This window comes from Enterobacter cloacae complex sp. HYC074_NIDB (assembly GCF_056673345.1).
The window spans coordinates 4,307,053-4,331,369 of the sequence record NZ_CP114214.1 but is presented as its reverse complement, the minus strand read 5'-3'; the positions used below and the strand labels follow the sequence as shown (position 1 = coordinate 4,331,369).

42 protein-coding genes are annotated in these 24,317 nt (G+C 50.6%); 36 read left to right on the top strand and 6 right to left on the bottom strand.

The window, feature by feature from the left end; all coding sequences use genetic code 11:
- Positions 1–58: 58 nt before the first annotated feature.
- The 3 genes from tuf (at position 59) to bfr (ending at position 2,165) form a co-directional block, all read left to right on the top strand.
- Complete coding sequence (tuf, locus tag O1724_RS21125; RefSeq protein WP_022651945.1) at positions 59–1,243, top strand: elongation factor Tu; 1,185 nt, start codon at positions 59–61, stop codon at positions 1,241–1,243.
- Positions 1,244–1,421: 178 nt separating this feature from the next.
- On the top strand, positions 1,422–1,616 hold the full coding sequence (bfd, locus tag O1724_RS21120) for a bacterioferritin-associated ferredoxin (RefSeq protein ID WP_003863268.1): 195 nt from the start codon (positions 1,422–1,424) through the stop codon (positions 1,614–1,616).
- A gap of 72 nt (positions 1,617–1,688) precedes the next feature.
- Positions 1,689–2,165, top strand: a complete 477-nt coding sequence (bfr, locus tag O1724_RS21115; RefSeq protein WP_003863270.1) for a bacterioferritin — start codon at positions 1,689–1,691, stop codon at positions 2,163–2,165.
- Here bfr and O1724_RS21110 read toward each other — a convergent pair.
- A complete protein-coding gene (locus O1724_RS21110; RefSeq protein WP_023323812.1) occupies positions 2,149–2,622 on the bottom strand; it encodes a prepilin peptidase in 474 nt (157 codons plus the stop codon). The genes bfr and O1724_RS21110 overlap by 17 nt on opposite strands.
- A 380-nt stretch (positions 2,623–3,002) precedes the next feature.
- Here O1724_RS21110 and rpsJ point away from each other — a divergent pair, with 380 nt between their 5' ends.
- From rpsJ to O1724_RS20955, 31 genes are all read left to right on the top strand, one after another.
- Positions 3,003–3,314 (top strand): 30S ribosomal protein S10, encoded by a 312-nt coding sequence (gene rpsJ, locus O1724_RS21105; protein ID WP_001181005.1) that lies wholly within the window; start codon positions 3,003–3,005, stop codon positions 3,312–3,314.
- Positions 3,315–3,346: 32 nt separating this feature from the next.
- Positions 3,347–3,976 carry a 50S ribosomal protein L3 gene (gene rplC, locus O1724_RS21100; RefSeq protein WP_003863274.1) on the top strand — a complete coding sequence of 210 codons (630 nt, stop codon included), beginning with the start codon at positions 3,347–3,349 and terminating at the stop codon, positions 3,974–3,976.
- A gap of 10 nt (positions 3,977–3,986) precedes the next feature.
- On the top strand, positions 3,987–4,592 hold the full coding sequence (gene rplD / locus O1724_RS21095; protein ID WP_000424395.1) for a 50S ribosomal protein L4: 606 nt from the start codon (positions 3,987–3,989) through the stop codon (positions 4,590–4,592).
- Positions 4,589–4,891 carry a 50S ribosomal protein L23 gene (gene rplW / locus O1724_RS21090; protein ID WP_000617546.1) on the top strand — a complete coding sequence of 101 codons (303 nt, stop codon included), beginning with the start codon at positions 4,589–4,591 and terminating at the stop codon, positions 4,889–4,891. The genes rplD and rplW overlap by 4 nt, the downstream gene beginning before the upstream one ends.
- 17 nt (positions 4,892–4,908) lie before the next feature.
- The gene (rplB, locus tag O1724_RS21085) at positions 4,909–5,730 is read left to right on the top strand and encodes a 50S ribosomal protein L2 (protein WP_000301859.1); all 822 of its coding nucleotides are present in this window, start codon (positions 4,909–4,911) and stop codon (positions 5,728–5,730) included.
- A 16-nt stretch (positions 5,731–5,746) separates the two neighbouring features.
- On the top strand, positions 5,747–6,025 hold the full coding sequence (gene rpsS / locus O1724_RS21080; protein ID WP_001138117.1) for a 30S ribosomal protein S19: 279 nt from the start codon (positions 5,747–5,749) through the stop codon (positions 6,023–6,025).
- A 14-nt stretch (positions 6,026–6,039) separates the two neighbouring features.
- Positions 6,040–6,372 carry a 50S ribosomal protein L22 gene (gene rplV, locus O1724_RS21075; protein ID WP_002919773.1) on the top strand — a complete coding sequence of 111 codons (333 nt, stop codon included), beginning with the start codon at positions 6,040–6,042 and terminating at the stop codon, positions 6,370–6,372.
- Between the two features lie 17 nt (positions 6,373–6,389).
- A complete protein-coding gene (gene rpsC, locus O1724_RS21070; RefSeq protein WP_000529945.1) occupies positions 6,390–7,091 on the top strand; it encodes a 30S ribosomal protein S3 in 702 nt (233 codons plus the stop codon).
- A 12-nt stretch (positions 7,092–7,103) separates the two neighbouring features.
- Complete coding sequence (rplP, locus tag O1724_RS21065) at positions 7,104–7,514, top strand: 50S ribosomal protein L16 (RefSeq protein WP_002919759.1); 411 nt, start codon at positions 7,104–7,106, stop codon at positions 7,512–7,514.
- Positions 7,514–7,705 carry a 50S ribosomal protein L29 gene (rpmC, locus tag O1724_RS21060; RefSeq protein ID WP_003863282.1) on the top strand — a complete coding sequence of 64 codons (192 nt, stop codon included), beginning with the start codon at positions 7,514–7,516 and terminating at the stop codon, positions 7,703–7,705. The genes rplP and rpmC overlap by 1 nt, the downstream gene beginning before the upstream one ends.
- Positions 7,705–7,959: a 30S ribosomal protein S17 gene (gene rpsQ, locus O1724_RS21055; protein WP_002438707.1), complete on the top strand. Its 255-nt coding sequence runs from the start codon at positions 7,705–7,707 to the stop codon at positions 7,957–7,959. Before rpmC ends, rpsQ begins: the two co-directional genes overlap by 1 nt.
- Before the next feature lie 166 nt (positions 7,960–8,125).
- Positions 8,126–8,497 (top strand): 50S ribosomal protein L14, encoded by a 372-nt coding sequence (gene rplN / locus O1724_RS21050; protein WP_002919748.1) that lies wholly within the window; start codon positions 8,126–8,128, stop codon positions 8,495–8,497.
- Between the two features lie 10 nt (positions 8,498–8,507).
- A complete protein-coding gene (rplX, locus tag O1724_RS21045) occupies positions 8,508–8,822 on the top strand; it encodes a 50S ribosomal protein L24 (RefSeq protein ID WP_003863287.1) in 315 nt (104 codons plus the stop codon).
- A gap of 14 nt (positions 8,823–8,836) precedes the next feature.
- Complete coding sequence (gene rplE, locus O1724_RS21040; RefSeq protein WP_003863290.1) at positions 8,837–9,376, top strand: 50S ribosomal protein L5; 540 nt, start codon at positions 8,837–8,839, stop codon at positions 9,374–9,376.
- A 14-nt stretch (positions 9,377–9,390) separates the two neighbouring features.
- Positions 9,391–9,696: a 30S ribosomal protein S14 gene (gene rpsN, locus O1724_RS21035; RefSeq protein ID WP_003863291.1), complete on the top strand. Its 306-nt coding sequence runs from the start codon at positions 9,391–9,393 to the stop codon at positions 9,694–9,696.
- Between the two features lie 30 nt (positions 9,697–9,726).
- Positions 9,727–10,119, top strand: coding sequence for a 30S ribosomal protein S8 (rpsH, locus tag O1724_RS21030; protein ID WP_006178918.1), 393 nt, complete (start codon positions 9,727–9,729; stop codon positions 10,117–10,119).
- A 12-nt stretch (positions 10,120–10,131) separates the two neighbouring features.
- Positions 10,132–10,665 carry a 50S ribosomal protein L6 gene (gene rplF, locus O1724_RS21025; protein ID WP_003863296.1) on the top strand — a complete coding sequence of 178 codons (534 nt, stop codon included), beginning with the start codon at positions 10,132–10,134 and terminating at the stop codon, positions 10,663–10,665.
- A 9-nt stretch (positions 10,666–10,674) separates the two neighbouring features.
- The gene (rplR, locus tag O1724_RS21020; protein ID WP_003863297.1) at positions 10,675–11,028 is read left to right on the top strand and encodes a 50S ribosomal protein L18; all 354 of its coding nucleotides are present in this window, start codon (positions 10,675–10,677) and stop codon (positions 11,026–11,028) included.
- A gap of 14 nt (positions 11,029–11,042) precedes the next feature.
- Positions 11,043–11,543 (top strand): 30S ribosomal protein S5, encoded by a 501-nt coding sequence (gene rpsE, locus O1724_RS21015; protein WP_003863299.1) that lies wholly within the window; start codon positions 11,043–11,045, stop codon positions 11,541–11,543.
- A 6-nt stretch (positions 11,544–11,549) separates the two neighbouring features.
- Positions 11,550–11,729: a 50S ribosomal protein L30 gene (rpmD, locus tag O1724_RS21010; protein ID WP_003863301.1), complete on the top strand. Its 180-nt coding sequence runs from the start codon at positions 11,550–11,552 to the stop codon at positions 11,727–11,729.
- Between the two features lie 3 nt (positions 11,730–11,732).
- Positions 11,733–12,167: a 50S ribosomal protein L15 gene (rplO, locus tag O1724_RS21005; RefSeq protein WP_003863304.1), complete on the top strand. Its 435-nt coding sequence runs from the start codon at positions 11,733–11,735 to the stop codon at positions 12,165–12,167.
- A gap of 7 nt (positions 12,168–12,174) precedes the next feature.
- The gene (gene secY / locus O1724_RS21000) at positions 12,175–13,506 is read left to right on the top strand and encodes a preprotein translocase subunit SecY (protein WP_003863305.1); all 1,332 of its coding nucleotides are present in this window, start codon (positions 12,175–12,177) and stop codon (positions 13,504–13,506) included.
- 31 nt (positions 13,507–13,537) lie between these two features.
- Positions 13,538–13,654: a 50S ribosomal protein L36 gene (rpmJ, locus tag O1724_RS20995; RefSeq protein WP_000868187.1), complete on the top strand. Its 117-nt coding sequence runs from the start codon at positions 13,538–13,540 to the stop codon at positions 13,652–13,654.
- Between the two features lie 146 nt (positions 13,655–13,800).
- Positions 13,801–14,157, top strand: a complete 357-nt coding sequence (rpsM, locus tag O1724_RS20990) for a 30S ribosomal protein S13 (RefSeq protein ID WP_003863308.1) — start codon at positions 13,801–13,803, stop codon at positions 14,155–14,157.
- A gap of 16 nt (positions 14,158–14,173) precedes the next feature.
- Complete coding sequence (rpsK, locus tag O1724_RS20985; protein ID WP_003863312.1) at positions 14,174–14,563, top strand: 30S ribosomal protein S11; 390 nt, start codon at positions 14,174–14,176, stop codon at positions 14,561–14,563.
- A gap of 32 nt (positions 14,564–14,595) precedes the next feature.
- A complete protein-coding gene (rpsD, locus tag O1724_RS20980) occupies positions 14,596–15,216 on the top strand; it encodes a 30S ribosomal protein S4 (RefSeq protein ID WP_003863314.1) in 621 nt (206 codons plus the stop codon).
- Positions 15,217–15,241: 25 nt separating this feature from the next.
- A complete protein-coding gene (locus O1724_RS20975) occupies positions 15,242–16,231 on the top strand; it encodes a DNA-directed RNA polymerase subunit alpha (RefSeq protein ID WP_121909172.1) in 990 nt (329 codons plus the stop codon).
- 40 nt (positions 16,232–16,271) lie between these two features.
- On the top strand, positions 16,272–16,655 hold the full coding sequence (rplQ, locus tag O1724_RS20970) for a 50S ribosomal protein L17 (RefSeq protein WP_001216368.1): 384 nt from the start codon (positions 16,272–16,274) through the stop codon (positions 16,653–16,655).
- Between the two features lie 107 nt (positions 16,656–16,762).
- Complete coding sequence (locus O1724_RS20965; RefSeq protein ID WP_063855865.1) at positions 16,763–17,131, top strand: DnaJ family domain-containing protein; 369 nt, start codon at positions 16,763–16,765, stop codon at positions 17,129–17,131.
- Positions 17,132–17,133: 2 nt separating this feature from the next.
- Positions 17,134–17,559, top strand: a complete 426-nt coding sequence (gene zntR / locus O1724_RS20960; protein WP_003863328.1) for a Zn(2+)-responsive transcriptional regulator — start codon at positions 17,134–17,136, stop codon at positions 17,557–17,559.
- A 57-nt stretch (positions 17,560–17,616) separates the two neighbouring features.
- Positions 17,617–17,832, top strand: a complete 216-nt coding sequence (locus tag O1724_RS20955) for an alternative ribosome-rescue factor A (RefSeq protein WP_003863329.1) — start codon at positions 17,617–17,619, stop codon at positions 17,830–17,832.
- On the opposite strand, the gene mscL is transcribed toward O1724_RS20955, so the two are convergent.
- From mscL to def, 5 genes are all read right to left on the bottom strand, one after another.
- Positions 17,833–18,246, bottom strand: coding sequence for a large-conductance mechanosensitive channel protein MscL (mscL, locus tag O1724_RS20950; RefSeq protein WP_003863335.1), 414 nt, complete (start codon positions 18,244–18,246; stop codon positions 17,833–17,835). It lies immediately after the preceding gene.
- Positions 18,247–18,391: 145 nt separating this feature from the next.
- Positions 18,392–19,768, bottom strand: coding sequence for a Trk system potassium transporter TrkA (trkA, locus tag O1724_RS20945; protein WP_126297437.1), 1,377 nt, complete (start codon positions 19,766–19,768; stop codon positions 18,392–18,394).
- A 22-nt stretch (positions 19,769–19,790) separates the two neighbouring features.
- The gene (gene rsmB, locus O1724_RS20940) at positions 19,791–21,077 is read right to left on the bottom strand and encodes a 16S rRNA (cytosine(967)-C(5))-methyltransferase RsmB (RefSeq protein ID WP_032645971.1); all 1,287 of its coding nucleotides are present in this window, start codon (positions 21,075–21,077) and stop codon (positions 19,791–19,793) included.
- Positions 21,078–21,129: 52 nt separating this feature from the next.
- The gene (gene fmt, locus O1724_RS20935) at positions 21,130–22,077 is read right to left on the bottom strand and encodes a methionyl-tRNA formyltransferase (protein WP_022651942.1); all 948 of its coding nucleotides are present in this window, start codon (positions 22,075–22,077) and stop codon (positions 21,130–21,132) included.
- A gap of 24 nt (positions 22,078–22,101) precedes the next feature.
- Positions 22,102–22,611 (bottom strand): peptide deformylase, encoded by a 510-nt coding sequence (def, locus tag O1724_RS20930; RefSeq protein ID WP_006812188.1) that lies wholly within the window; start codon positions 22,609–22,611, stop codon positions 22,102–22,104.
- A 127-nt stretch (positions 22,612–22,738) separates the two neighbouring features.
- Here def and dprA point away from each other — a divergent pair, with 127 nt between their 5' ends.
- Both dprA and smg read left to right on the top strand, forming a co-directional pair.
- The gene (dprA, locus tag O1724_RS20925) at positions 22,739–23,863 is read left to right on the top strand and encodes a DNA-protecting protein DprA (protein WP_126297436.1); all 1,125 of its coding nucleotides are present in this window, start codon (positions 22,739–22,741) and stop codon (positions 23,861–23,863) included.
- Complete coding sequence (gene smg / locus O1724_RS20920) at positions 23,835–24,308, top strand: DUF494 family protein Smg (RefSeq protein ID WP_000460665.1); 474 nt, start codon at positions 23,835–23,837, stop codon at positions 24,306–24,308. The genes dprA and smg overlap by 29 nt, the downstream gene beginning before the upstream one ends.
- Positions 24,309–24,317 lie beyond the last annotated feature (9 nt).

The following is a 24,317-nucleotide window of genomic DNA, read 5'->3' as shown; positions in this document are numbered from 1 at the left end:
AAAACCTAAGTCCCGTGCTCTCTCCGAAGGGGAGAGCACTATAGTAAGGAATATAGCCGTGTCTAAAGAAAAATTTGAACGTACAAAACCGCACGTCAACGTTGGTACTATCGGCCACGTTGACCATGGTAAAACTACCCTGACTGCTGCAATCACTACCGTACTGGCTAAAACCTACGGCGGTGCTGCTCGTGCTTTCGATCAGATCGATAACGCACCAGAAGAAAAAGCTCGTGGTATCACCATCAACACTTCTCACGTTGAGTATGACACCCCGACTCGCCACTACGCACACGTAGACTGCCCAGGCCACGCCGACTATGTTAAAAACATGATCACCGGTGCTGCGCAGATGGACGGCGCGATCCTGGTTGTTGCTGCGACTGACGGCCCTATGCCTCAGACTCGTGAGCACATCCTGCTGGGTCGTCAGGTAGGCGTTCCTTACATCATCGTGTTCCTGAACAAGTGCGACATGGTTGATGACGAAGAGCTGCTGGAACTGGTAGAGATGGAAGTTCGTGAACTGCTGTCTCAGTACGATTTCCCAGGCGACGACACTCCAATCGTTCGTGGTTCCGCGCTGAAAGCGCTGGAAGGCGAAGCAGAGTGGGAAGAGAAAATCATCGAACTGGCTGGCTACCTGGATTCTTACATCCCAGAACCAGAGCGTGCGATTGACAAGCCATTCCTGCTGCCAATCGAAGACGTATTCTCCATCTCCGGTCGTGGTACCGTTGTTACCGGTCGTGTAGAGCGCGGTATCATCAAAGTTGGTGAAGAAGTTGAAATCGTTGGTATCAAAGAGACTGCGAAGTCTACCTGTACTGGCGTTGAAATGTTCCGCAAACTGCTGGACGAAGGCCGTGCTGGTGAGAACGTTGGTGTTCTGCTGCGTGGTATCAAACGTGAAGAAATCGAACGTGGTCAGGTTCTGGCGAAGCCAGGCTCAATCAAGCCACACACCAAGTTCGAATCTGAAGTGTACATTCTGTCCAAAGACGAAGGCGGCCGTCATACTCCGTTCTTCAAAGGCTACCGTCCACAGTTCTACTTCCGTACAACTGACGTGACCGGTACCATCGAACTGCCAGAAGGCGTAGAGATGGTAATGCCAGGCGACAACATCAAGATGGTTGTGACTCTGATCCACCCAATCGCGATGGACGACGGTCTGCGTTTCGCAATCCGTGAAGGCGGCCGTACCGTTGGCGCGGGCGTTGTTGCTAAAGTTCTGGGCTAATTAATTATCCCTGAAATAAAAAGGACGCTTCGGCGTCCTTTTTTGTTTTCTACCGTAAAGTCGCTGTCATAAAAATTCGCATTTTTTGTCTTCTCCCGCCACGTATTCCGGCGCCTGTGCTATTGTAATCATAACCATTCTCACTTACACTTTGCGCATATTTTGAACGGGAGTCTTTATGTACGTTTGTTTATGTAATGGTGTAAGCGACAAAAAAATTCGTCAGGCCGTTCGCCAGTTTCAACCACAATCTTTCCAGCAGCTTCGCAAGTTTGTTCCGGTGGGAAATCAATGCGGTAAATGCGTTCGCGCAGCGCGTGAGATCATGCAGGACGAACTGATGCAGATCCCGGAATTCAAAGAGATCGCGTAAGCCTCTATCTTTTTTTTGACATCCCCGTAGCCCGATCTACGCTTCAATGAGTGGAAGCGGAGGGACTATATAATGAAAGGTGATGTTAAAATCATAAGTTATCTCAATAAATTATTGGGAAATGAGCTTGTCGCAATCAATCAGTATTTTCTCCATGCAAGAATGTTCAAAAACTGGGGACTGACTCGCCTCAACGATGTTGAATACCATGAGTCCATTGATGAAATGAAACACGCCGATAAATACATTGAGCGTATTTTATTCCTCGAAGGCATTCCTAACCTACAGGATCTCGGAAAACTGGGCATCGGAGAAGATGTCGAAGAGATGCTACGTTCTGATCTCCGGCTGGAGCTGGAGGGTGCAAAAGACCTGCGTGAAGCCATTGCCTATGCGGACAGCGTACATGACTACGTCAGCCGCGATATGATGATCCAGATCCTGGCCGATGAAGAAGGGCACATCGACTGGCTTGAGACCGAACTGGATCTCATTAGCAAAATTGGCCTACAGAACTACCTTCAGTCTCAGATCAAAGTGGAAAGTTAATCAGGCTTTCCCAGCCAACGCATAAACCCGCTGCCGCCAGAAATGGCCCAAAAGGCAGTGGGTTTTTTAATGCCTGCTTATCAGGAGTAAACAACGAGAAAGCAACCAGATACAGCAGAGCCATTAACGCGGCTACGAGTGCCAGTACTGGCAGTACACACCAGCCATGCCATGCCCCCAGCGCCGCCAGATATTTTATGTCGCCATATCCCATACCTTCACGTCGGCAGATGAGCCGATATCCCCAATAGATAACGGCGAATCCGGCGTATCCTGCCAGCGCACCCACCACCGCGCTCGGCAAAAAATCAGGATGGAGGCACAGCTGGTAAAGCAGGCCGGTCCATAGCAGCGGGCAAAGAAATTTGTCGGGAAGAAGCCCCGTGCGAATATCGGTGCGAACAAGCAAGGCCGATAACGCAAAATAGATCACCAGAAAGGGGAGGGACAGTAGCATAGCGAAAGCCTCAAAACGGTTTGAGCGCATACTCGTAATAATCTGCATGTCCGGCAATGTGCAAAAACAGCAATTGCGTAGCGGCTTCAGACAAAGAGTTGAGAAGGGATACTTTGCATAAAAAAATGCGAGGCCTTACGCAGAGTACGTCTTTAGCGCTTAATTTCTAAACGGCACTTGCGTCTTCCCCAGATTTACGTATAATGCGCGGGCTTGTCGTAATTGACGGCGGGTTCAATCTGAACCAGAGTAGCTCACTTTGTTACTCAACAATGCTCCCAATTGGGGAGCTACGTAAGAACGGTTACACTCTCCCATCAATCGTAATGGGTTTGAGGAGTAATCATTTTCGTTTATAAAATAATTGGAGCTCTGGTCTCATGCAGAACCAAAGAATCCGTATCCGCCTTAAAGCGTTTGATCATCGTCTGATCGATCAATCAACCGCGGAAATCGTCGAGACTGCTAAGCGCACTGGTGCGCAAGTCCGTGGTCCGATCCCGCTGCCGACCCGCAAAGAGCGCTTTACCGTTCTGATCTCTCCGCACGTTAACAAAGATGCGCGTGATCAGTACGAAATCCGCACTCACAAGCGTCTGGTTGACATCGTTGAGCCAACTGAGAAAACCGTTGATGCTCTGATGCGTCTGGATCTGGCTGCCGGTGTAGACGTGCAGATCAGCCTGGGTTAATCAGGTCATCGAGCGATTGAGAGGTTGAAACAATGATTGGTTTAGTCGGTAAAAAAGTGGGTATGACCCGCATCTTCACTGAAGATGGCGTTTCTATCCCAGTAACCGTAATCGAAGTTGAAGCAAACCGCGTTACTCAGGTTAAAGATCTGGCTAACGATGGCTACCGCGCTATTCAGGTTACCACTGGTGCTAAAAAAGCTAACCGTGTAACCAAACCAGAAGCGGGTCACTTCGCTAAAGCTGGCGTTGAAGCTGGCCGTGGTCTGTGGGAATTCCGTCTTGCTGAAGGCGAAGAGTTCACCGTAGGTCAGGACATTAGCGTTGAGCTGTTTGCTGACGTTAAAAAAGTTGACGTAACCGGTACCTCTAAAGGTAAAGGTTTTGCTGGTACCGTTAAGCGCTGGAACTTCCGTACCCAGGACGCTACTCACGGTAACTCCTTGTCTCACCGCGTTCCGGGTTCTATCGGTCAGAACCAGACTCCGGGCAAAGTGTTCAAAGGCAAGAAAATGGCAGGTCAGCTGGGCAACGAACGTGTAACCGTTCAGAGCCTGGACGTAGTACGTGTTGACGCTGAGCGCAACCTGCTGCTGGTTAAAGGTGCGGTCCCGGGTGCAACCGGTAGCGACCTGATCGTTAAACCAGCTGTGAAGGCGTAAGGGGATAGCAATGGAATTAGTATTGAAAGACGCGCAGAGCGCGCTGACTGTTTCCGAAACTACCTTCGGTCGTGATTTCAACGAAGCGCTGGTTCACCAGGTTGTTGTTGCTTATGCAGCTGGTGCTCGTCAGGGTACTCGTGCTCAGAAGACTCGTGCTGAAGTAACTGGTTCAGGCAAAAAGCCATGGCGCCAGAAAGGTACCGGCCGTGCGCGTTCAGGTTCTATCAAGAGCCCGATCTGGCGTTCAGGTGGCGTGACCTTCGCTGCGCGTCCACAGGACCACAGTCAAAAAGTTAACAAAAAGATGTACCGCGGCGCGCTGAAAAGCATTCTGTCCGAACTGGTACGTCAGGATCGTCTGATCGTTGTCGAGAAGTTCTCTGTTGAAGCGCCTAAAACTAAGCTGCTGGCACAGAAACTGAAAGACATGGCTCTGGAAGATGTGCTGATCATCACCGGTGAGCTGGACGAGAACCTGTTCCTGGCCGCGCGTAACCTGCACAAGGTTGACGTACGCGACGCGACTGGTATCGACCCGGTTAGCCTGATCGCCTTCGACAAAGTCGTAATGACTGCTGATGCTGTTAAGCAAGTTGAGGAGATGCTGGCATGATTCGTGAAGAACGTCTGCTGAAGGTGCTGCGCGCACCGCACGTTTCTGAAAAAGCGTCTACTGCGATGGAAAAAACAAACACCATCGTTCTCAAAGTTGCTAAAGACGCGACCAAAGCAGAGATCAAAGCTGCTGTGCAGAAACTGTTTGAAGTCGAAGTCGAAGTCGTTAACACCCTGGTAGTTAAAGGGAAAGTTAAACGTCACGGACAGCGTATCGGTCGTCGTAGCGACTGGAAAAAAGCTTACGTCACCCTGAAAGAAGGCCAGAACCTGGACTTCGTTGGCGGCGCTGAGTAAGTCGGAGGAGTAATACAATGGCAGTTGTTAAATGTAAACCGACATCTCCGGGTCGTCGCCACGTAGTTAAAGTGGTTAACCCTGAGCTGCACAAGGGCAAACCTTTTGCTCCGTTGCTGGAAAAAAACAGCAAATCCGGTGGTCGTAACAACAATGGCCGTATCACCACTCGTCACATCGGTGGTGGCCACAAGCAGGCTTATCGTATTGTTGACTTCAAACGCAACAAAGACGGTATCCCAGCAGTTGTTGAGCGTCTTGAGTACGATCCGAACCGTTCCGCGAACATCGCGCTGGTTCTGTACAAAGATGGCGAACGCCGTTACATCCTGGCCCCTAAAGGCCTGAAAGCTGGCGACCAGATTCAGTCTGGCGTTGATGCTGCAATCAAAGCAGGCAACACCCTGCCGATGCGCAATATCCCGGTTGGTTCTACCGTTCATAACGTAGAAATGAAACCAGGTAAAGGCGGTCAGCTGGCGCGTTCCGCGGGTACTTACGTTCAGATCGTTGCGCGTGACGGTGCTTATGTCACCCTGCGTCTGCGTTCTGGTGAAATGCGTAAAGTCGAAGCAGACTGCCGCGCTACTCTGGGCGAAGTTGGCAATGCTGAGCATATGCTGCGCGTTCTGGGTAAAGCTGGTGCTGCACGCTGGCGTGGTGTTCGTCCTACCGTTCGCGGTACTGCGATGAACCCAGTCGACCACCCACATGGTGGTGGTGAAGGTCGTAACTTTGGTAAGCACCCGGTAACTCCGTGGGGCGTTCAGACCAAAGGTAAGAAGACCCGCAGCAACAAGCGTACTGATAAATTTATCGTACGTCGCCGTAGCAAATAATTTTAGAGGATAAGCCATGCCACGTTCTCTCAAGAAAGGTCCTTTTATTGACCTGCACTTGCTGAAGAAGGTAGAGAAAGCGGTGGAAAGCGGAGACAAGAAGCCCCTGCGCACTTGGTCCCGTCGTTCAACGATCTTTCCTAACATGATCGGTTTGACCATCGCTGTCCATAATGGTCGTCAGCACGTTCCAGTCTTTGTTACCGACGAAATGGTTGGTCACAAACTGGGTGAATTCGCACCGACTCGTACTTATCGCGGCCACGCTGCTGATAAAAAAGCGAAGAAGAAATAAGGTAGGAGGAAGAGATGGAAACTTTAGCTCAACATCGCCATGCTCGTTCTTCTGCACAGAAGGTTCGCCTTGTTGCTGACCTGATTCGCGGTAAGAAAGTGTCGCAGGCCCTGGACATCCTGACCTATACCAACAAGAAAGCTGCGGTATTGGTCAAGAAAGTACTGGAATCTGCCATTGCTAACGCTGAACACAACGATGGCGCTGACATCGACGATCTGAAAGTCGCGAAAATTTTCGTAGATGAAGGCCCAAGCATGAAGCGCATTATGCCGCGTGCGAAAGGTCGTGCAGATCGCATCCTGAAGCGCACCAGCCACATTACTGTGGTTGTGTCCGATCGCTGAGACTCTGGAGACTAGCAATGGGTCAGAAAGTACATCCTAATGGTATTCGCCTGGGTATTGTAAAACCATGGAACTCTACCTGGTTTGCGAACACCAAAGAATTCGCTGACAACCTGGACAGCGATTTTAAAGTACGTCAGTACCTGACTAAGGAACTGGCTAAAGCGTCTGTATCTCGTATCGTTATCGAGCGTCCAGCTAAGAGCATCCGTGTGACTATTCACACTGCTCGCCCTGGCATCGTTATCGGTAAGAAAGGCGAAGACGTAGAAAAACTGCGCAAGGTCGTAGCGGATATCGCTGGCGTTCCTGCACAGATCAATATCGCTGAAGTTCGTAAGCCTGAACTGGACGCTAAATTGGTTGCTGACAGCATCACTTCTCAGCTGGAACGTCGTGTTATGTTCCGTCGTGCTATGAAGCGTGCTGTACAGAACGCAATGCGTCTGGGCGCTAAAGGTATCAAAGTTGAAGTTAGCGGCCGTCTGGGCGGCGCGGAAATCGCACGTACCGAATGGTACCGCGAAGGTCGCGTACCGCTGCACACTCTGCGTGCTGACATCGACTACAACACCTCTGAAGCGCACACCACTTACGGTGTAATCGGCGTTAAGGTATGGATCTTCAAAGGTGAGATCCTGGGTGGTATGGCTGCTGTTGAACAACCGGAAAAACCGGCTGCTCAACCTAAAAAGCAGCAGCGTAAAGGCCGTAAATAAGGAGCGTCGCTGATGTTACAACCAAAGCGTACAAAATTCCGTAAAGTGCACAAAGGCCGCAACCGTGGTCTGGCGCAGGGTACGGATGTTAGCTTCGGCACTTTCGGTCTGAAAGCTGTTGGCCGTGGTCGTCTGACTGCACGTCAGATCGAAGCAGCACGTCGTGCAATGACCCGTGCAGTTAAGCGTCAAGGTAAGATCTGGATCCGTGTATTCCCGGACAAACCGATCACCGAGAAGCCACTGGAAGTTCGTATGGGTAAAGGTAAAGGTAACGTGGAGTACTGGGTTGCCTTGATCCAACCGGGCAAAGTCCTTTATGAAATGGACGGTGTTCCGGAAGAGCTGGCCCGTGAAGCCTTCGGCCTGGCAGCAGCGAAACTGCCTATCAAAACCACCTTTGTAACTAAGACGGTGATGTAATGAAAGCAAAAGAGCTGCGTGAAAAAAGCGTTGAAGAGCTGAACGCTGAGCTGCTGAACCTGCTGCGTGAGCAGTTCAACCTGCGTATGCAGGCTGCAAGTGGCCAGCTGCAACAGACTCACCTGCTGAAGCAAGTGCGTCGCAATGTTGCGCGCGTTAAGACTTTACTGACTCAGAAGGCGGGTGCGTAATGACCGATAAAATCCGTACTCTGCAAGGTCGTGTTGTTAGCGATAAAATGGAGAAATCCATTGTTGTAGCTATCGAACGTTTTGTGAAACACCCGATCTACGGTAAATTCATCAAGCGTACGACCAAACTGCACGTACATGACGAGAACAACGAATGTGGTATCGGCGACAAGGTTGAAATCCGTGAATGCCGTCCACTGTCCAAGACTAAGTCCTGGACGCTGGTTCGCGTTGTAGAGAAAGCGGTTCTGTAATAGAGTACGCATTCTCAATACGAATAAACGGCTCAGCGATGAGCCGTTTATTTTTTCTACCCATATTGCAGAAGCGGTGTTATAATGCCGCGCCCTCGATATGGGGCTTTTTAACGGCTCTGATTTTAGAGTCTCAGGTAGTAGTTGACATTAGCGGAGCACTAAAATGATCCAAGAACAGACTATGCTGAACGTCGCCGACAACTCCGGTGCACGTCGCGTAATGTGTATCAAGGTTCTGGGTGGCTCGCACCGTCGCTACGCAGGCGTAGGCGACATCATCAAGATCACCATCAAGGAAGCAATTCCACGTGGTAAGGTCAAAAAAGGTGATGTGCTGAAGGCGGTAGTGGTGCGCACCAAGAAGGGTGTTCGTCGCCCTGACGGTTCTGTCATTCGCTTCGATGGTAATGCATGCGTTATTTTAAACAATAACAGCGAGCAGCCTATCGGCACGCGTATCTTTGGGCCGGTAACTCGTGAACTTCGTACTGAGAAGTTCATGAAAATTATCTCTCTGGCACCAGAAGTACTCTAAGGAGCGAATCATGGCAGCGAAAATCCGTCGTGATGACGAAGTTATCGTGTTAACCGGTAAAGATAAAGGTAAACGCGGTAAAGTAAAAAATGTTCTGTCTTCCGGCAAACTCGTCGTTGAAGGTATCAACCTGGTTAAGAAACATCAGAAGCCGGTTCCGGCCCTGAACCAACCAGGCGGCATCGTTGAAAAAGAAGCTGCTATTCAGGTTTCTAACGTTGCAATCTTCAATGCGGCTACCGGTAAGGCTGACCGTGTAGGCTTTAGATTCGAAGACGGTAAAAAAGTCCGTTTCTTCAAGTCTAACAGCGAAACTATCAAGTAATTTGGAGTAGTACGATGGCGAAACTGCATGATTACTACAAAGACGAAGTAGTTAACAAACTCATGACTGAGTTTAACTACAATTCTGTCATGCAAGTCCCTCGGGTCGAGAAGATCACCCTGAACATGGGTGTTGGTGAAGCGATCGCTGACAAGAAACTGCTGGATAACGCAGCAGCTGACCTGACAGCAATCTCCGGTCAAAAACCGCTGATCACCAAAGCACGCAAATCTGTTGCAGGCTTCAAAATCCGTCAGGGCTATCCGATCGGCTGTAAAGTAACTCTGCGTGGCGAACGCATGTGGGAGTTCCTTGAGCGCCTGATCACTATTGCTGTTCCACGTATCCGTGACTTCCGTGGCTTGTCCGCTAAGTCTTTCGACGGTCGTGGTAACTACAGCATGGGTGTCCGTGAGCAGATCATCTTCCCAGAAATCGACTACGATAAAGTCGACCGCGTGCGTGGTTTGGATATTACCATTACCACTACTGCGAAATCTGATGAAGAAGGCCGTGCTCTGCTGGCTGCCTTTGACTTCCCGTTCCGCAAGTAAGGTAGGGTTACTGAATGGCTAAGCAATCAATGAAAGCACGCGAAGTAAAGCGCGTAGCTTTAGCTGATAAATTCTTCGCTAAACGCGCTGAACTGAAAGCGATCATTTCTGATGTGAACGCTTCCGACGAAGATCGTTGGAATGCGGTTCTCAAGCTGCAGTCTCTGCCGCGTGATTCCAGCCCGTCTCGTCAGCGTAACCGCTGTCGTCAAACAGGTCGTCCACATGGTTATGTGGGCAAGTTTGGGTTGAGCCGTATCAAACTGCGTGAAGCCGCCATGCGCGGTGAAGTACCAGGCTTGAAAAAGGCTAGCTGGTAATTACCAATTGAATCACGGGAGTAAAGACAGATGAGCATGCAAGATCCGATCGCGGATATGCTGACCCGTATCCGTAACGGTCAGGCCGCGAACAAAGTTGCGGTCACCATGCCTTCCGCCAAGCTGAAAGTGGCAATTGCCAACGTGCTGAAGGAAGAAGGTTTTATCGAAGATTTTAAAGTTGAAGGCGACACCAAGCCGGAACTGGAACTTACTCTCAAGTATTTCCAGGGTAAAGCTGTTGTAGAAAGCATTCAGCGTGTCAGCCGCCCAGGCCTGCGCATCTATAAGAAAAAAGATGAGCTGCCAAAAGTAATGGCTGGTCTTGGTATCGCAGTTGTTTCTACCTCTAAAGGTGTTATGACTGATCGTGCAGCGCGCCAGGCTGGTCTTGGTGGCGAAATTATCTGCTACGTAGCCTAATCGGAGGAAAGAATGTCTCGTGTTGCTAAAGCACCGGTCGTTATTCCTGCCGGCGTTGATGTAAAAATCGACGGTCAGGTTATTACGATCAAAGGTAAAAACGGCGAGCTGACTCGTACCCTCAACAAAGCTGTTGAAGTTAAACATGCAGATAACGCTCTGACCTTCGGTCCACGTGATGGTTTCGTGGATGGATGGGCTCAGGCTGGTACCGCGCGTGCCCTGCTGAACTCAATGGTTGTTGGTGTTACCGAAGGCTTCACTAAAAAGCTTCAGCTGGTTGGTGTAGGTTATCGTGCAGCTATCAAAGGGAATGCAGTAGGCCTGTCTCTGGGCTTCTCACACCCTGTTGAGCATCCGCTGCCGGCCGGTATCACTGCAGAATGCCCGACTCAGACTGAAATCGTGCTGAAAGGCGCTGATAAACAGCTGATCGGTCAGGTTGCAGCAGATCTGCGCGCCTACCGTCGTCCTGAGCCTTATAAAGGCAAGGGTGTTCGTTACGCCGACGAAGTCGTGCGTACCAAAGAGGCTAAGAAGAAGTAAGGTAACACTATGGATAAGAAATCTGCTCGTATCCGTCGTGCGACCCGCGCACGCCGCAAGCTCAAAGAGCTGGGTGCAACTCGCCTGGTGGTACATCGTACCCCGCGTCATATTTACGCACAGGTAATTGCACCGAACGGTTCTGAAGTTCTGGTAGCTGCTTCTACTGTAGAAAAAGCTATCTCAGAACAATTGAAGTATACCGGTAACAAAGACGCCGCAGCAGCTGTAGGTAAAGCTGTCGCTGAACGCGCTCTGGAAAAAGGCATCAGCAATGTTTCCTTTGACCGTTCCGGGTTCCAATATCATGGTCGTGTCCAGGCACTGGCAGATGCTGCCCGTGAAGCTGGCCTTCAGTTCTAAGGTAGAGGTGTAAGATGGCTCACATCGAAAAACAGGCTGGCGAACTGCAGGAAAAGCTGATCGCGGTAAACCGCGTATCTAAAACCGTTAAAGGTGGTCGTATTTTCTCCTTCACAGCTCTGACTGTAGTGGGTGATGGCAACGGTCGCGTTGGTTTTGGTTACGGTAAAGCGCGTGAAGTTCCAGCAGCGATCCAGAAAGCGATGGAAAAAGCCCGTCGCAATATGATTAACGTCGCGCTGAACAACGGTACCCTGCAACACCCAGTTAAAGGTGTTCACACGGGTTCTCGTGTATTCATGCAGCCAGCTTCCGAAGGTACCGGTATCATCGCCGGTGGTGCAATGCGCGCCGTTCTGGAAGTTGCTGGAGTTCATAACGTTCTGGCTAAAGCATATGGTTCCACCAACCCGATCAACGTGGTTCGTGCAACTATTGATGGCCTGGAAAATATGAATTCTCCAGAAATGGTCGCTGCCAAGCGTGGTAAATCCGTTGAAGAAATTCTGGGGTAATTGACCATGGCAAAGACTATTAAAATCACTCAAACCCGCAGTGCAATCGGTCGTCTGCCGAAACACAAGGCAACGCTGCTTGGCCTGGGTCTGCGTCGTATTGGTCATACCGTTGAGCGCGAGGATACTCCTGCTGTTCGTGGTATGGTCAACGCGGTTTACTTCATGGTTAAAGTTGAGGAGTAAGAGATGCGTTTAAATACTCTGTCTCCGGCCGAAGGCTCTAAAAAGGCGGGTAAACGCCTGGGTCGTGGTATCGGTTCTGGCCTCGGCAAAACCGGTGGTCGTGGTCACAAAGGTCAGAACTCTCGTTCTGGCGGTGGCGTACGTCGCGGTTTCGAGGGTGGCCAGATGCCACTGTACCGTCGTCTGCCGAAGTTCGGCTTCACCTCTCGCAAAGCAGCGATCACAGCGGAAATCCGTCTGTCTGACCTGGCGAAAGTTGAAGGCGGCGTTGTAGACCTGAACACGCTGAAAGCGGCTAACATTATCGGTATCCAGATCGAGTTCGCGAAAGTGATCCTGGCTGGTGAAGTTTCTACTCCGGTAACTGTTCGTGGCCTGCGTGTTACTAAAGGTGCTCGTGCTGCTATCGAAGCTGCTGGCGGTAAAATTGAGGAATAAGTAGCAGATGGCTAAGCAACCGGGATTAGATTTTCAAAGTGCCAAAGGTGGATTTGGCGAGCTGAAACGCAGACTGCTGTTTGTAATCGGCGCGCTGATTGTGTTCCGTATTGGCTCTTTTATTCCGATCCCTGGTATTGATGCCGCTGTACTTGCCAAACTGCTTGAGCAACAGCGAGGCACCATCATTGAAATGTTCAACATGTTCTCTGGTGGTGCTCTCAGCCGTGCTTCTATTTTCGCACTGGGTATTATGCCGTACATTTCGGCATCAATTATTATCCAGCTGCTGACGGTCGTTCATCCGGCCCTGGCAGAGTTGAAGAAAGAAGGGGAGTCTGGACGTCGTAAGATTAGCCAGTACACCCGTTACGGCACTCTGGTGCTGGCAATATTCCAGTCGATCGGTATTGCTACCGGTCTTCCGAATATGCCTGGTATGCAGGGCCTGGTATTAAATCCAGGCTTTGCATTCTATTTCACCGCTGTTGTAAGTCTGGTCACAGGGACCATGTTCCTGATGTGGCTCGGCGAACAGATTACTGAACGAGGTATCGGTAACGGTATCTCAATCATTATCTTCGCCGGTATCGTTGCGGGTCTCCCGCCGGCCATCGCCCATACTATCGAGCAAGCGCGTCAAGGCGACCTGCACTTCCTCCTGTTGCTGTTGGTTGCAGTATTAGTATTTGCAGTGACGTTCTTTGTTGTCTTCGTTGAACGTGGTCAACGCCGCATTGTGGTGAACTACGCTAAACGTCAGCAGGGTCGTCGTGTCTATGCTGCACAGAGCACACATTTACCGCTGAAAGTGAATATGGCGGGGGTTATCCCGGCTATCTTCGCTTCCAGTATTATTCTGTTCCCGGCAACCATCGCGTCATGGTTCGGGGGCGGTACTGGTTGGAACTGGCTGACAACAATTTCGCTGTATTTGCAGCCTGGGCAACCACTTTATGTGTTACTCTATGCGTCTGCGATCATCTTCTTCTGTTTCTTCTACACGGCGTTGGTCTTCAACCCGCGTGAAACAGCAGATAACCTGAAGAAGTCCGGTGCATTTGTACCAGGAATTCGTCCGGGAGAGCAAACGGCGAAGTATATCGATAAAGTAATGACTCGCCTGACTTTGGTTGGTGCGCTTTATATTACTTTTATCTGCCTGATCCCGGAGTTCATGCGTGATGCAATGAAAGTACCGTTCTACTTCGGTGGGACCTCACTGCTTATCGTTGTTGTCGTGATTATGGACTTTATGGCTCAAGTGCAAACTCTGATGATGTCCAGTCAGTATGAGTCTGCATTGAAGAAGGCGAACCTGAAAGGCTACGGCCGCTAACTGGTCGCCTGAGAAGTTACGGAGAGTAAAAATGAAAGTTCGTGCTTCCGTCAAGAAATTATGCCGTAACTGCAAAATCGTTAAGCGTGATGGTGTCATCCGTGTGATTTGCAGTGCCGAGCCGAAGCATAAACAGCGCCAAGGCTGATTATTTCGCATATTTTTCTTGCAAAGTTGGGTTGAGCTGGCTAGATTAGCCAGCCAATCTTTTGTATGTCTGTACGTTTCCATTTGAGTATCCTGAAAACGGGCTTTTCAGCATGGTGCGTACATATTAAATAGTAGGAGTGCATAGTGGCCCGTATAGCAGGCATTAACATTCCTGATCAGAAACATGCTGTGATCGCATTAACTTCGATCTACGGCGTCGGCAAGACCCGTTCTAAAGCCATTCTGGCTGCAGCGGGTATCGCTGAAGATGTTAAGATCAGTGAGCTGTCTGAAGAACAAATCGACACGCTGCGTGACGAAGTTGCCAAATTTGTCGTTGAAGGTGATCTGCGCCGTGAAATCAGCATGAGCATCAAGCGCCTGATGGATCTTGGTTGCTATCGCGGTTTGCGTCATCGTCGTGGTCTGCCAGTACGCGGTCAGCGTACTAAGACCAACGCACGTACCCGTAAGGGTCCGCGCAAACCGATCAAGAAATAATCGGGGTGATTGAATAATGGCAAAGGCACCAGTTCGTGCACGTAAACGTGTAAGAAAACAAGTCTCTGACGGCGTGGCTCATATCCATGCTTCTTTCAACAACACCATCGTTACTATTACTGATCGTCAGGGTAACGCATTGGGTTGGGCAACAGCCGGTGGTTCCGGTTTCCGTGGTTCTCGCAAATCCACTCCGTTCGCAGCTCAGGTTGCAGCAGAGCGTTGCGCTGAAGCCGTAAAAGAATACGGCATCAAGAATCTGGAAGTTATGGTTAAAGGTCCGGGTCCGGGTCGTGAATCTACTGTTCGCGCTCTGAACGCCGCTGGTTTCCGCATCACGAATATTACTGATGTGACTCCGATCCCTCATAACGGTTGTCGTCCGCCGAAAAAACGTCGCGTATAACGCTCGTTTTTTAGGTTAGTTGGAGATAGAAAATGGCAAGATATTTGGGTCCTAAGCTCAAGCTGAGCCGTCGTGAGGGCACCGACTTATTCCTTAAGTCTGGCGTTCGCGCGATCGATACCAAGTGTAAAATTGAACAAGCTCCTGGCCAGCACGGTGCGCGTAAACCGCGTCTGTCTGACTATGGTGTGCAGTTGCGTGAAAAGCAAAAAGTTCGCCGTATCTACGGTGTGCTGGAGCGTCAGTTCCGTAACTACTATAAAGAAGCAGCACGTCTGAAAGGCAACACAGGTGAAAACCTGCTGGCTCTGCTGGAAGGTCGTCTGGACAACGTTGTATACCGTATGGGCTTCGGCGCGACTCGTGCTGAATCACGCCAGCTGGTTAGCCATAAAGCAATCATGGTAAACGGTCGTGTTGTTAACATCGCTTCTTATCAGGTTAAAGCGAATGACGTTGTTAGCATTCGTGAGAAAGCGAAAAAGCAATCTCGCGTGAAAGCCGCTCTGGAGCTGGCTGAGCAGCGTGAAAAGCCAACCTGGCTGGAAGTTGATGCTGGCAAGATGGAAGGTACGTTCAAGCGTCAGCCAGAACGTTCTGATCTGTCTGCGGACATTAACGAACACCTGATCGTCGAGCTTTACTCCAAGTAAAGCTTAGTACCAAAGAGAGGACACAATGCAGGGTTCTGTGACAGAGTTTCTAAAACCGCGCCTGGTAGATATCGAGCAAGTGAGTTCGACGCACGCCAAGGTGACCCTTGAGCCTTTAGAGCGTGGCTTTGGCCATACTCTGGGTAACGCACTGCGCCGTATTCTGCTCTCATCGATGCCGGGTTGCGCGGTGACCGAGGTTGAGATTGATGGTGTACTTCATGAGTACAGCACCAAAGAAGGCGTTCAGGAAGATATCCTTGAAATCCTGCTCAACCTGAAAGGGCTGGCGGTGAGAGTTCAGGGTAAAGATGAAATTATTCTTACTCTGAATAAATCTGGCATTGGCCCTGTGACTGCAGCCGACATCACCCACGACGGTGATGTTGAAATCGTCAAGCCGCAGCACGTGATCTGCCACCTGACCGATGAGAACGCAGCTATTAGCATGCGTATCAAAGTTCAGCGCGGTCGTGGTTATGTGCCGGCTTCTGCCCGAATTCATTCGGAAGAAGATGAGCGCCCAATCGGCCGTCTGCTGGTCGACGCATGCTACAGCCCTGTAGAGCGTATTGCCTACAATGTTGAAGCAGCGCGTGTAGAACAGCGTACCGACCTGGACAAGCTGGTCATCGAAATGGAAACCAATGGCACAATCGATCCTGAAGAGGCGATTCGTCGTGCGGCAACCATCCTGGCAGAACAACTGGAAGCTTTCGTTGACTTACGTGATGTACGTCAGCCGGAAGTGAAAGAAGAGAAACCAGAATTCGATCCGATCCTGCTGCGCCCTGTTGACGATCTGGAATTGACTGTCCGCTCTGCTAACTGCCTCAAGGCAGAAGCTATCCACTATATCGGTGATCTGGTACAGCGTACCGAGGTTGAGTTGCTGAAAACGCCGAACCTGGGTAAAAAATCTCTTACCGAGATTAAAGACGTGCTGGCTTCACGTGGTCTGTCTCTGGGCATGCGCCTGGAAAACTGGCCACCGGCAAGCATTGCTGACGAGTAACCGGATCACAGGTTAAGGTTTTACTGAGAAGGATAAGGTCATGCGCCATCGTAAGAGTGGTCGTCAACTGAACCGCAACAGCAGCCATCGCCAGGCTATGTTCCGCAACATGGCAGGTTCACTGGTTCGTCATGAAATCATCAAGACGACCCTGCCTAAAGCGAAAGAGCTGCGTCGCGTAGTTGAGCCGCTGATTACTCTTGCCAAGACTGACAGCGTTGCTAATCGTCGTCTGGCATTCGCCCGTACTCGTGATAACGAGATCGTGGCAAAACTGTTTAACGAACTGGGCCCGCGTTTCGCGAGCCGTGCCGGTGGTTACACTCGCATTCTGAAGTGTGGCTTCCGTGCAGGCGACAACGCGCCGATGGCTTACATCGAGCTGGTTGATCGTTCAGAGAAAGCAGAAGCTGCTGCAGAGTAATCTGTAGTAACGTAAAAAAACCCGCCTCGGCGGGTTTTTTTATATCCGCAGAATCTCCACTTATCTACAATGTCTGTATCTTTTCTGCTCACCCCCTGGAGTTCATTATGTGGTTGCTCGATCAGTGGGCTGAACGCCATATTAGCGATGCCCAAAACAAAGGCGAGTTCGAAAATCTTCCCGGCAGCGGTGAGCCGCTGATTCTGGACGATGATTCACATATTCCCCCTGAATTACGGGCCGGTTATCGCTTACTGAAAAACGCAGGTTGTTTACCGCCTGAGCTTCAGCAACGTAATGAAGCCGTCGAGCTTGCCGATCTGCTTAAAGGCATTCATAAGAATGACCCGCGGTACTCTGAAATCAGTCGTCGGTTGGCGCTCATCGAGCTAAAACTGCGCCAGACGGGAATGAATACTGACTTTTTGCATGGTGAGTACAGTGAAAGGTTAATACAAAAAATAAACAAGGAGTAGCCATGTACCGCATAGGTGAACTTGCGAAGCTTGCTAACGTAACGCCGGATACTATCCGCTACTACGAAAAGCAGCAGATGATCGATCATGAGGTCAGAACGGAAGGTGGATTTCGCCTTTATACGGATAACGACCTGCAACGCCTTCGTTTTATCCGCTATGCACGGCAACTCGGCTTCACGCTGGAGTCGATCCGTGAACTGCTGTCGATCCGTATCGATCCTGAACATCATACGTGTCAGGAATCTAAAAGCATCGTTCAGGCCCGGCTGGATGAAGTTGAAGGACGCATTCAGGAGCTGCAAGCCATGCAGCGATCTCTGCAAAGGTTAAATGACGCGTGCTGCGGTACCGCTCATAGCAGTGTTTATTGCTCAATACTGGAAGCTCTTGAACAGGGCGCCAGTAGTGAAACTCAGGGTTGTTGATTTTTTATCAGCCAGGGACTAGACTCCCGCCGACATTAACTATGCTCAGGAGAGATGATGAGCCGCTATCAGCATACTAAGGGACACATTAAGGATAACGCCATTGAGGCATTGCTTCACGACCCACTTTTCAGACAGCGAGTTGAGAAGAACAAGAAAGGAAAAGGGAGTTATTTACGTAAAGGTAAACATGCACAACGGGGTAACTGGGAGGCCAGTGGCAAGCAAGCTAATCGCTTTTTTACCACTGGCCTTTCTGTTTCTGTCGCCTGATTAAACGCGGTTATTCTGCTCTTTTAACAGATCGCGAATTTCAGTCAGTAAGACTTCTTCTTTAGTTGGTGCTGGCGGGGCAGCAGCCGGTTCTTCTTTTTTACGGTTAAGTCTGTTGATAAGTTTGATCGCCATGAAAATGGCAAATGCCACGATCACGAAATCAAATACGTTCTGAATGAATACGCCGTAGTGCATTACAACCGCAGGGATATCGCCCTGAGCTTCCCGAAGGGTGAAGGCGAATTGTTTGAAATCAATACCTCCAATCAACAGTCCTAACGGCGGCATAATAATGTCGGCGACTAATGATGAAACGATCTTACCGAACGCCGCACCAATAATGACACCCACAGCCAAATCCACTACATTCCCGCGCATCGCAAATTCGCGAAACTCTTTAATAAAACTCATTATGTTCTCCTTGTGCCAGCTGACGCCTATAAGTTTAACAAATGATTAGCTAATTGCCATTGGGGATAAATAATCGTTATGAAAATAAAAGGCATGAAAATTAGAAGGTTAATATGTGGGTGCTCTCGTCTGAGCACCCAAATCATTACAGGAAGAATGGACTTGGCTGGAATAAACGCTCGACGTCGGTAATAAATTTTTTATCGGTCAGGAACATAATAACGTGGTCACCCTGCTCGATACGTAAATTATCATTGGCGATCATGACATCGTTACCTCGCACTACGGCGCCGATAATGGTGCCTGGTGGAAGTTTAATTTCGTCGATCGCGCGACCAACAACGCGCGACGTCGTTTCATCCCCGTGAGCGACGGCTTCAATGGCTTCAGCAACACCACGACGCAGAGACGACACGCCGACAATATCCGCTTTACGCACATGGCTTAGCAGGGCAGAGATGGTGGCTTGCTGGGGTGAAATAGCAATATCAATTACGCTACCCTGTACCAGGTCGACATAAGCCTTACGCTGGATAAGCACCATTACTTTTTTCGCCCCCATACGTTTAGCGAGCATGGCGGACATAATATTCGCTTCGTCGTCGTTGGTGACGGCAATAAAAAGATCAACCTGATCGATATGCTCCTCGACCAGCAATTCCTGATCCGAAGCATCGCCATAAAACACGATAGTATTCTGAAGTTTTTCAGCCAGCTCCGACGCGCGCTGTTGATCTCGTTCGATCAGCTTCACGCTGTAGTCTTTTTCCAGCCGTCTCGCCAGACCTGCGCCAATATTACCGCCGCCAACCAGCATAATACGTTTATACGGTTTTTCGAGACGCTGAAGTTCACTCATCACTGCACGGATATGCTGAGAAGCCGCAATAAAGAAGACTTCATCCCCGGCTTCGACAATGGTGGAACCTTGCGGACGAATAGGTCTGTCGTGACGGAAAATCGCCGCAACACGCGTATCGATATGTGGCATATGCTCGCGCATTGTCGACAGGGCATTACCAATCAGCGGGCCGCCGTAATAAGCCTTCACGACCGCCAGGCTTACTTTCCCTTCAGCAAAGTTCACAACCTGCAACGCGCCCGGGTACTCAATCAGACGATAAATACTGTCGATAACCAACTGCTCAGGGGCAATAAGATGGTCGATAGGTACTGCTTCGGAATTAAACAGCTTTTCCGCATCCCGGACATAGTCCGGGGAGCGAATGCGGGCGATGCGGTTCGGTGTGTTGAACAGCGAGTAGGCCACCTGGCATGCAACCATGTTGGTTTCATCAGAACTGGTTACTGCAACCAGCATGTCGGCATCGTCCGCGCCCGCCTCACGAAGCACTCGAGGATGAGAGCCGTGCCCCTGCACAACACGAAGATCAAACTTGTCCTGCAAAACGCGCAGGCGATCGCCATTTGTATCCACAATGGTGATATCGTTGTTTTCGCCCACGAGATTTTCCGCCAGCGTTCCGCCAACTTGCCCTGCGCCCAGAATGATAATTTTCATCTTTCGTGACCTGTTCTCAACATCACTCTTTGATTAGCTTAGCGTAAAAGAAGCCATCACCCTCTTCTGCGCCCGGCAGGTTTTGCAGACCCGGGTGCTCAGGTGTTCCCGTATCATGCAGCGTCGCGTCCGGGGTGCGCTTCAGGAAAGCCGCAATTTGCTGACTGTTTTCTTCCGGAAGAACAGAGCAGGTTGCATACACCAGGGTTCCGCCGGGTTTGAGATGCGGCCAGATGGCATCCAGAATTTCGGATTGCAACTGGGCAAGCTCCTTGATATCACGATCGCGACGCAGCCATTTGATATCGGGATGACGACGAATTACGCCGGTTGCAGAGCAGGGGGCGTCCAGCAAAATACGATCGAACCGGGTATCACCACACCAGTCTGCGGGTTTACGTCCATCGCCTTGCTTAACCTGTGCTTTCATACCCAGACGCTTGAGGTTGTCATAGACGCGTGAAAGACGCTGCTCATCAACATCCACGGCCATCACGCTGGCCTGCGGCGCCACTTCCAGAATGTGCGTTGTTTTTCCCCCTGGCGCTGCACAGAGATCAAGGATCTGCTCCCCGTCTTTCGGTTCAAGCCAGGCCATGCACCCCTGAGCGGATGCGTCCTGTACCGTTACCCAGCCCTCTTCAAAACCGGGTAATGCATGTACCGGTGCAGGGGAGGCTAAACGAACCGCATCAGGATAAGCCGCGTGTGTGAAGCCGCTCATTCCGGTCTCTTCCAGCAGGGCCAGCCATGCGTCGCGGGTATGATGGTTACGATTGACGCGTAACCACATCGGCGGACGTTGGTTATTGGCATCCACAATGTCTTGCCATTGCTGTGGGTAGGCTTTTTTAAGGCGATTCAGCAGCCATTCTGGATGCAGGAAGCGCGCTTCGCTTTGCGCAAATTCTGCCAGCAGTTCGTCCTGCTGACGCTGGAACTGACGCAGCACGCCGTTAATCAATCCTTTCAGCTGGGGACGTTTAATCGCAACGGCACCTTCCACTGTCTCAGCCAGCGCAGCATGAGGTGGAATGCGGGTATGAAGAAGCTGGTAGAAACCGACCATGATCAAATAATGCACGGTACGTTGCTTGCCGCTCATCGGGCGTGACATCAGCTTATTAATTAACCATTCAAGCTGAGAGAGGGTACGCAGCACGCCAAAGCACAGCTCCTGAAGCAGCGCTTTATCTTTATCGGAAACCTTTTGTTGCAGTGGAGGCAGGACATTACTCAGTGACTGGCCCTGCTCAATAACCTGCTCAACGGCCTGAGCCGCCATAGTGCGTAGATTTTGTCTTTTCATAACCGTAAAAATAAAAATGCCCGGAAACACCGGGCCTTAAGAGTAAATTTGTTCAGGCAAGACGATTGCCAGGGATGAACCATTCACGACGGGAATTTAATAGATCCTGCGCGCTCATTGCCTTTTTACCGGCCGGTTGCAGCGATTCAAGATTCAGGATCCCTTCTCCGGTCGCAACCTGGATACCGTTTTTGCTGGCGTCGATAATCGTACCGGGCTCTGCTGATGTATTGCCGTTAATAACTGAAGCTTTCCAGACTTTCACTGGCTGCTCATCAATCATCAACCAGCTCATCGGCCACGGATTAAAGGCGCGGATGCAGCGTTCGAGTTGAGCTGCTGACAGGGACCAGTCGATCCGGGCTTCTTCTTTACTAAGTTTTTCAGCATAGGTCACCTGTGCCTCATCCTGCACTTCAGATGTCGCTGTATTGTCAGCAAGCTGTTGCAACGTCTCAATCAGCCCCTGCGGACCGAGATCCGCCAGCTTGTCATACAGCGTGGCGCTGGTATCTTCTGCGGTAATGGGACACGCCAGTTTATACAGCATGTCGCCCGTGTCTAAACCTACGTCCATCTTCATGATTGTCACGCCAGTTTCAGCATCGCCTGCCCACAGAGCGCGCTGAATAGGGGCTGCACCGCGCCAGCGTGGGAGCAAAGAACCATGAACGTTAACACAGCCCAGGCGGGGCATATCGAGTACCGCTTTTGGCAGAATGAGGCCGTAAGCCACAACTACCATCACGTCAGCGTTCAGGTCTGCCACTAACTGCTGGTTTTCCTCAGGTCGTAATGACGCAGGCTGGAATACCGGTAAACCATGCGTTTCTGCCAGTACTTTAACCGGGCCAGGCATCAGTTTTTTACCGCGGCCAGCCGGTCGATCCGGCTGAGTAAATACGCCAACAATCTGATGACCAGACGATAGCAGCGCGTCGAGATGACGCGCTGCAAAATCAGGGGTACCCGCGAAGATTATACGTAGTGATGTAGACACGTTATTCCTTGTATCCGGGGGGCGTTAAGCGCGAGAACGCAAACGATCCAGTTTCTCAACTTTCTGACGAATACGCTGTTGCTTCAGAGGTGAGAGGTAATCGATGAACAGTTTACCGACCAGGTGATCCATCTCATGCTGAATGCAAATCGCCAGCAGATCGTCGGCTTCCAGCTCAAACGGATTGCCGTCACGATCCAGTGCGCGAATTTTAACTTTTTCGGCACGTGGCACCAAAGCGCGCTGTTCAGGGATAGACAGACAGCCTTCCTCAATGCCTGTTTCGCCGCTTTTTTCAAGCAGTTCAGGGTTGATCAGCACCAGACGCTCATCGCGATTTTCAGAAACGTCGATCACGATAATACGCTTGTGAATGTCTACCTGGGTCGCCGCCAGGCCAATGCCTTCTTCTGCGTACATGGTATCGAACATATCATCGACGATACGCTGAATTTCTGCATTCACTTCTTTAACCGGTTCCGCGACGATGCGAAGACGCTCGTCAGGAATATGTAACACTTGCAAAACTGCCATAAATTTCCAGAGTCGTGTTCAGGAGTTGATAAGAATATTACTTCTATTCTAGACAAATCCCCGGTCGATTGACAGCATCAGTGACCAATCGCAAAGATTGCTGAGGCTGCTTATGGCAGGGAAAAGGATGACGTCCACAGAGATATGGTTACGGCTTATAAACATCGGGTCGTTATACGGTGACGCGATGCTGGAGATTGCGCAGAGGCTGCTTCGCCAGGCAACCGTCGATGCTGAAGCTGTCAACGCGGCAGGGCTTTCGCCCAAACATGCCGTAAAGTTTTTTTCGTTCAGCGAGAGTGAGCTTGAACGTAGTCTGGAATGGCTGGAACACACCGACAACCACCTTCTCACGGCGGATGATCCTCGTTTTCCGCCATTGTTGCGTTCTATACCTGATTTTCCCGGGGCGCTCTTTGTGCGAGGCCGCGTTGACGTACTTAATAGCATGCAGCTTGCGGTTGTTGGCAGCCGTGCGCCCTCGTGGTACGGCGAGCGTTGGGGGAAAATGCTCAGTGAACAGCTGTCCCAATGTGGCTTTACGATCACCAGTGGCCTGGCTTGCGGCATCGACGGTGTGGCACATCATGCGGCGTTGTCAGCGAAAGGGCGAAGTGTCGCCGTGCTTGGCAATGGTCTTTTTAGTCTCTATCCGCGTCGTCATCACATTCTGGCTGAGCAACTTATCGCTTCTGAGGGGGCGATAGTATCTGAGTTTTCACTTTCGACATCGCCCAGACCGGGTAACTTTCCACGGCGTAACCGGATCATCAGCGGGTTAAGCCAGGGCGTGCTGGTGGTCGAAGCTGCGATTCGAAGTGGATCGCTGGTTACCGCAAGGTGCGCACTGGAGCAGGGGCGTGAAGTTTTTGCGCTGCCCGGCCTGTTGGGGAACCCTGGCTGCGAAGGACCTCACTGGCTGATAAAACAGGGAGCGACGCTGGTGACCTGTAAAGAGGATATCCTGGAAAATTTGCAGTATGGATTGCATTGGTTGCAGGATGATCTCCAAAAGCGACATATTTCATCGGATCAGGAGGCCGTAGCATTGCCATTTCCCAAGCTCCTGGCTAACGTAGGAGATGAGGTAACACCTGTTGACGTTGTCGCTGAACGTGCCGGCCAACCTGTGCCAGTAACGGTAGCACAGCTACTCGAACTGGAGTTAGCAGGGTGGATCGCAGCTGTACCCGGCGGCTATGTCCGATTAAGGAGGGCATGCCATGTTCGACGTACTGATGTATTTGTTTGAGACTTACATCCACAACGAAGCAGAAATGCAGGTGGATCAGGACAAATTAACACGGGATCTGACCGACGCAGGTTTTGAGCGGGAAGATATTTATAATGCGTTGATGTGGCTGGATAAGTTGGCTGATTATCAGGACGGCCTCGCCGAACCGATGCAGCTTGCTTCTGACCCATTGTCTGTGCGCATCTATACAGCTGAAGAGTGTGAAAGGCTGGATGCCAGCTGCCGGGGATTCATTTTATTCCTCGAGCAGATTCAGGTGCTAAACCTCGAAACGAGAGAGATGGTGATAGAGCGCGTCATGGCGCTGGATACTGCTGAATTTGAACTGGAAGATCTGAAATGGGTGATCCTGATGGTGCTGTTCAACATTCCAGGCTGTGAAAATGCCTATCAGCAAATGGAAGAATTACTCTTTGAAGTGAATGAAGGTATGCTGCATTAATTCTATGTG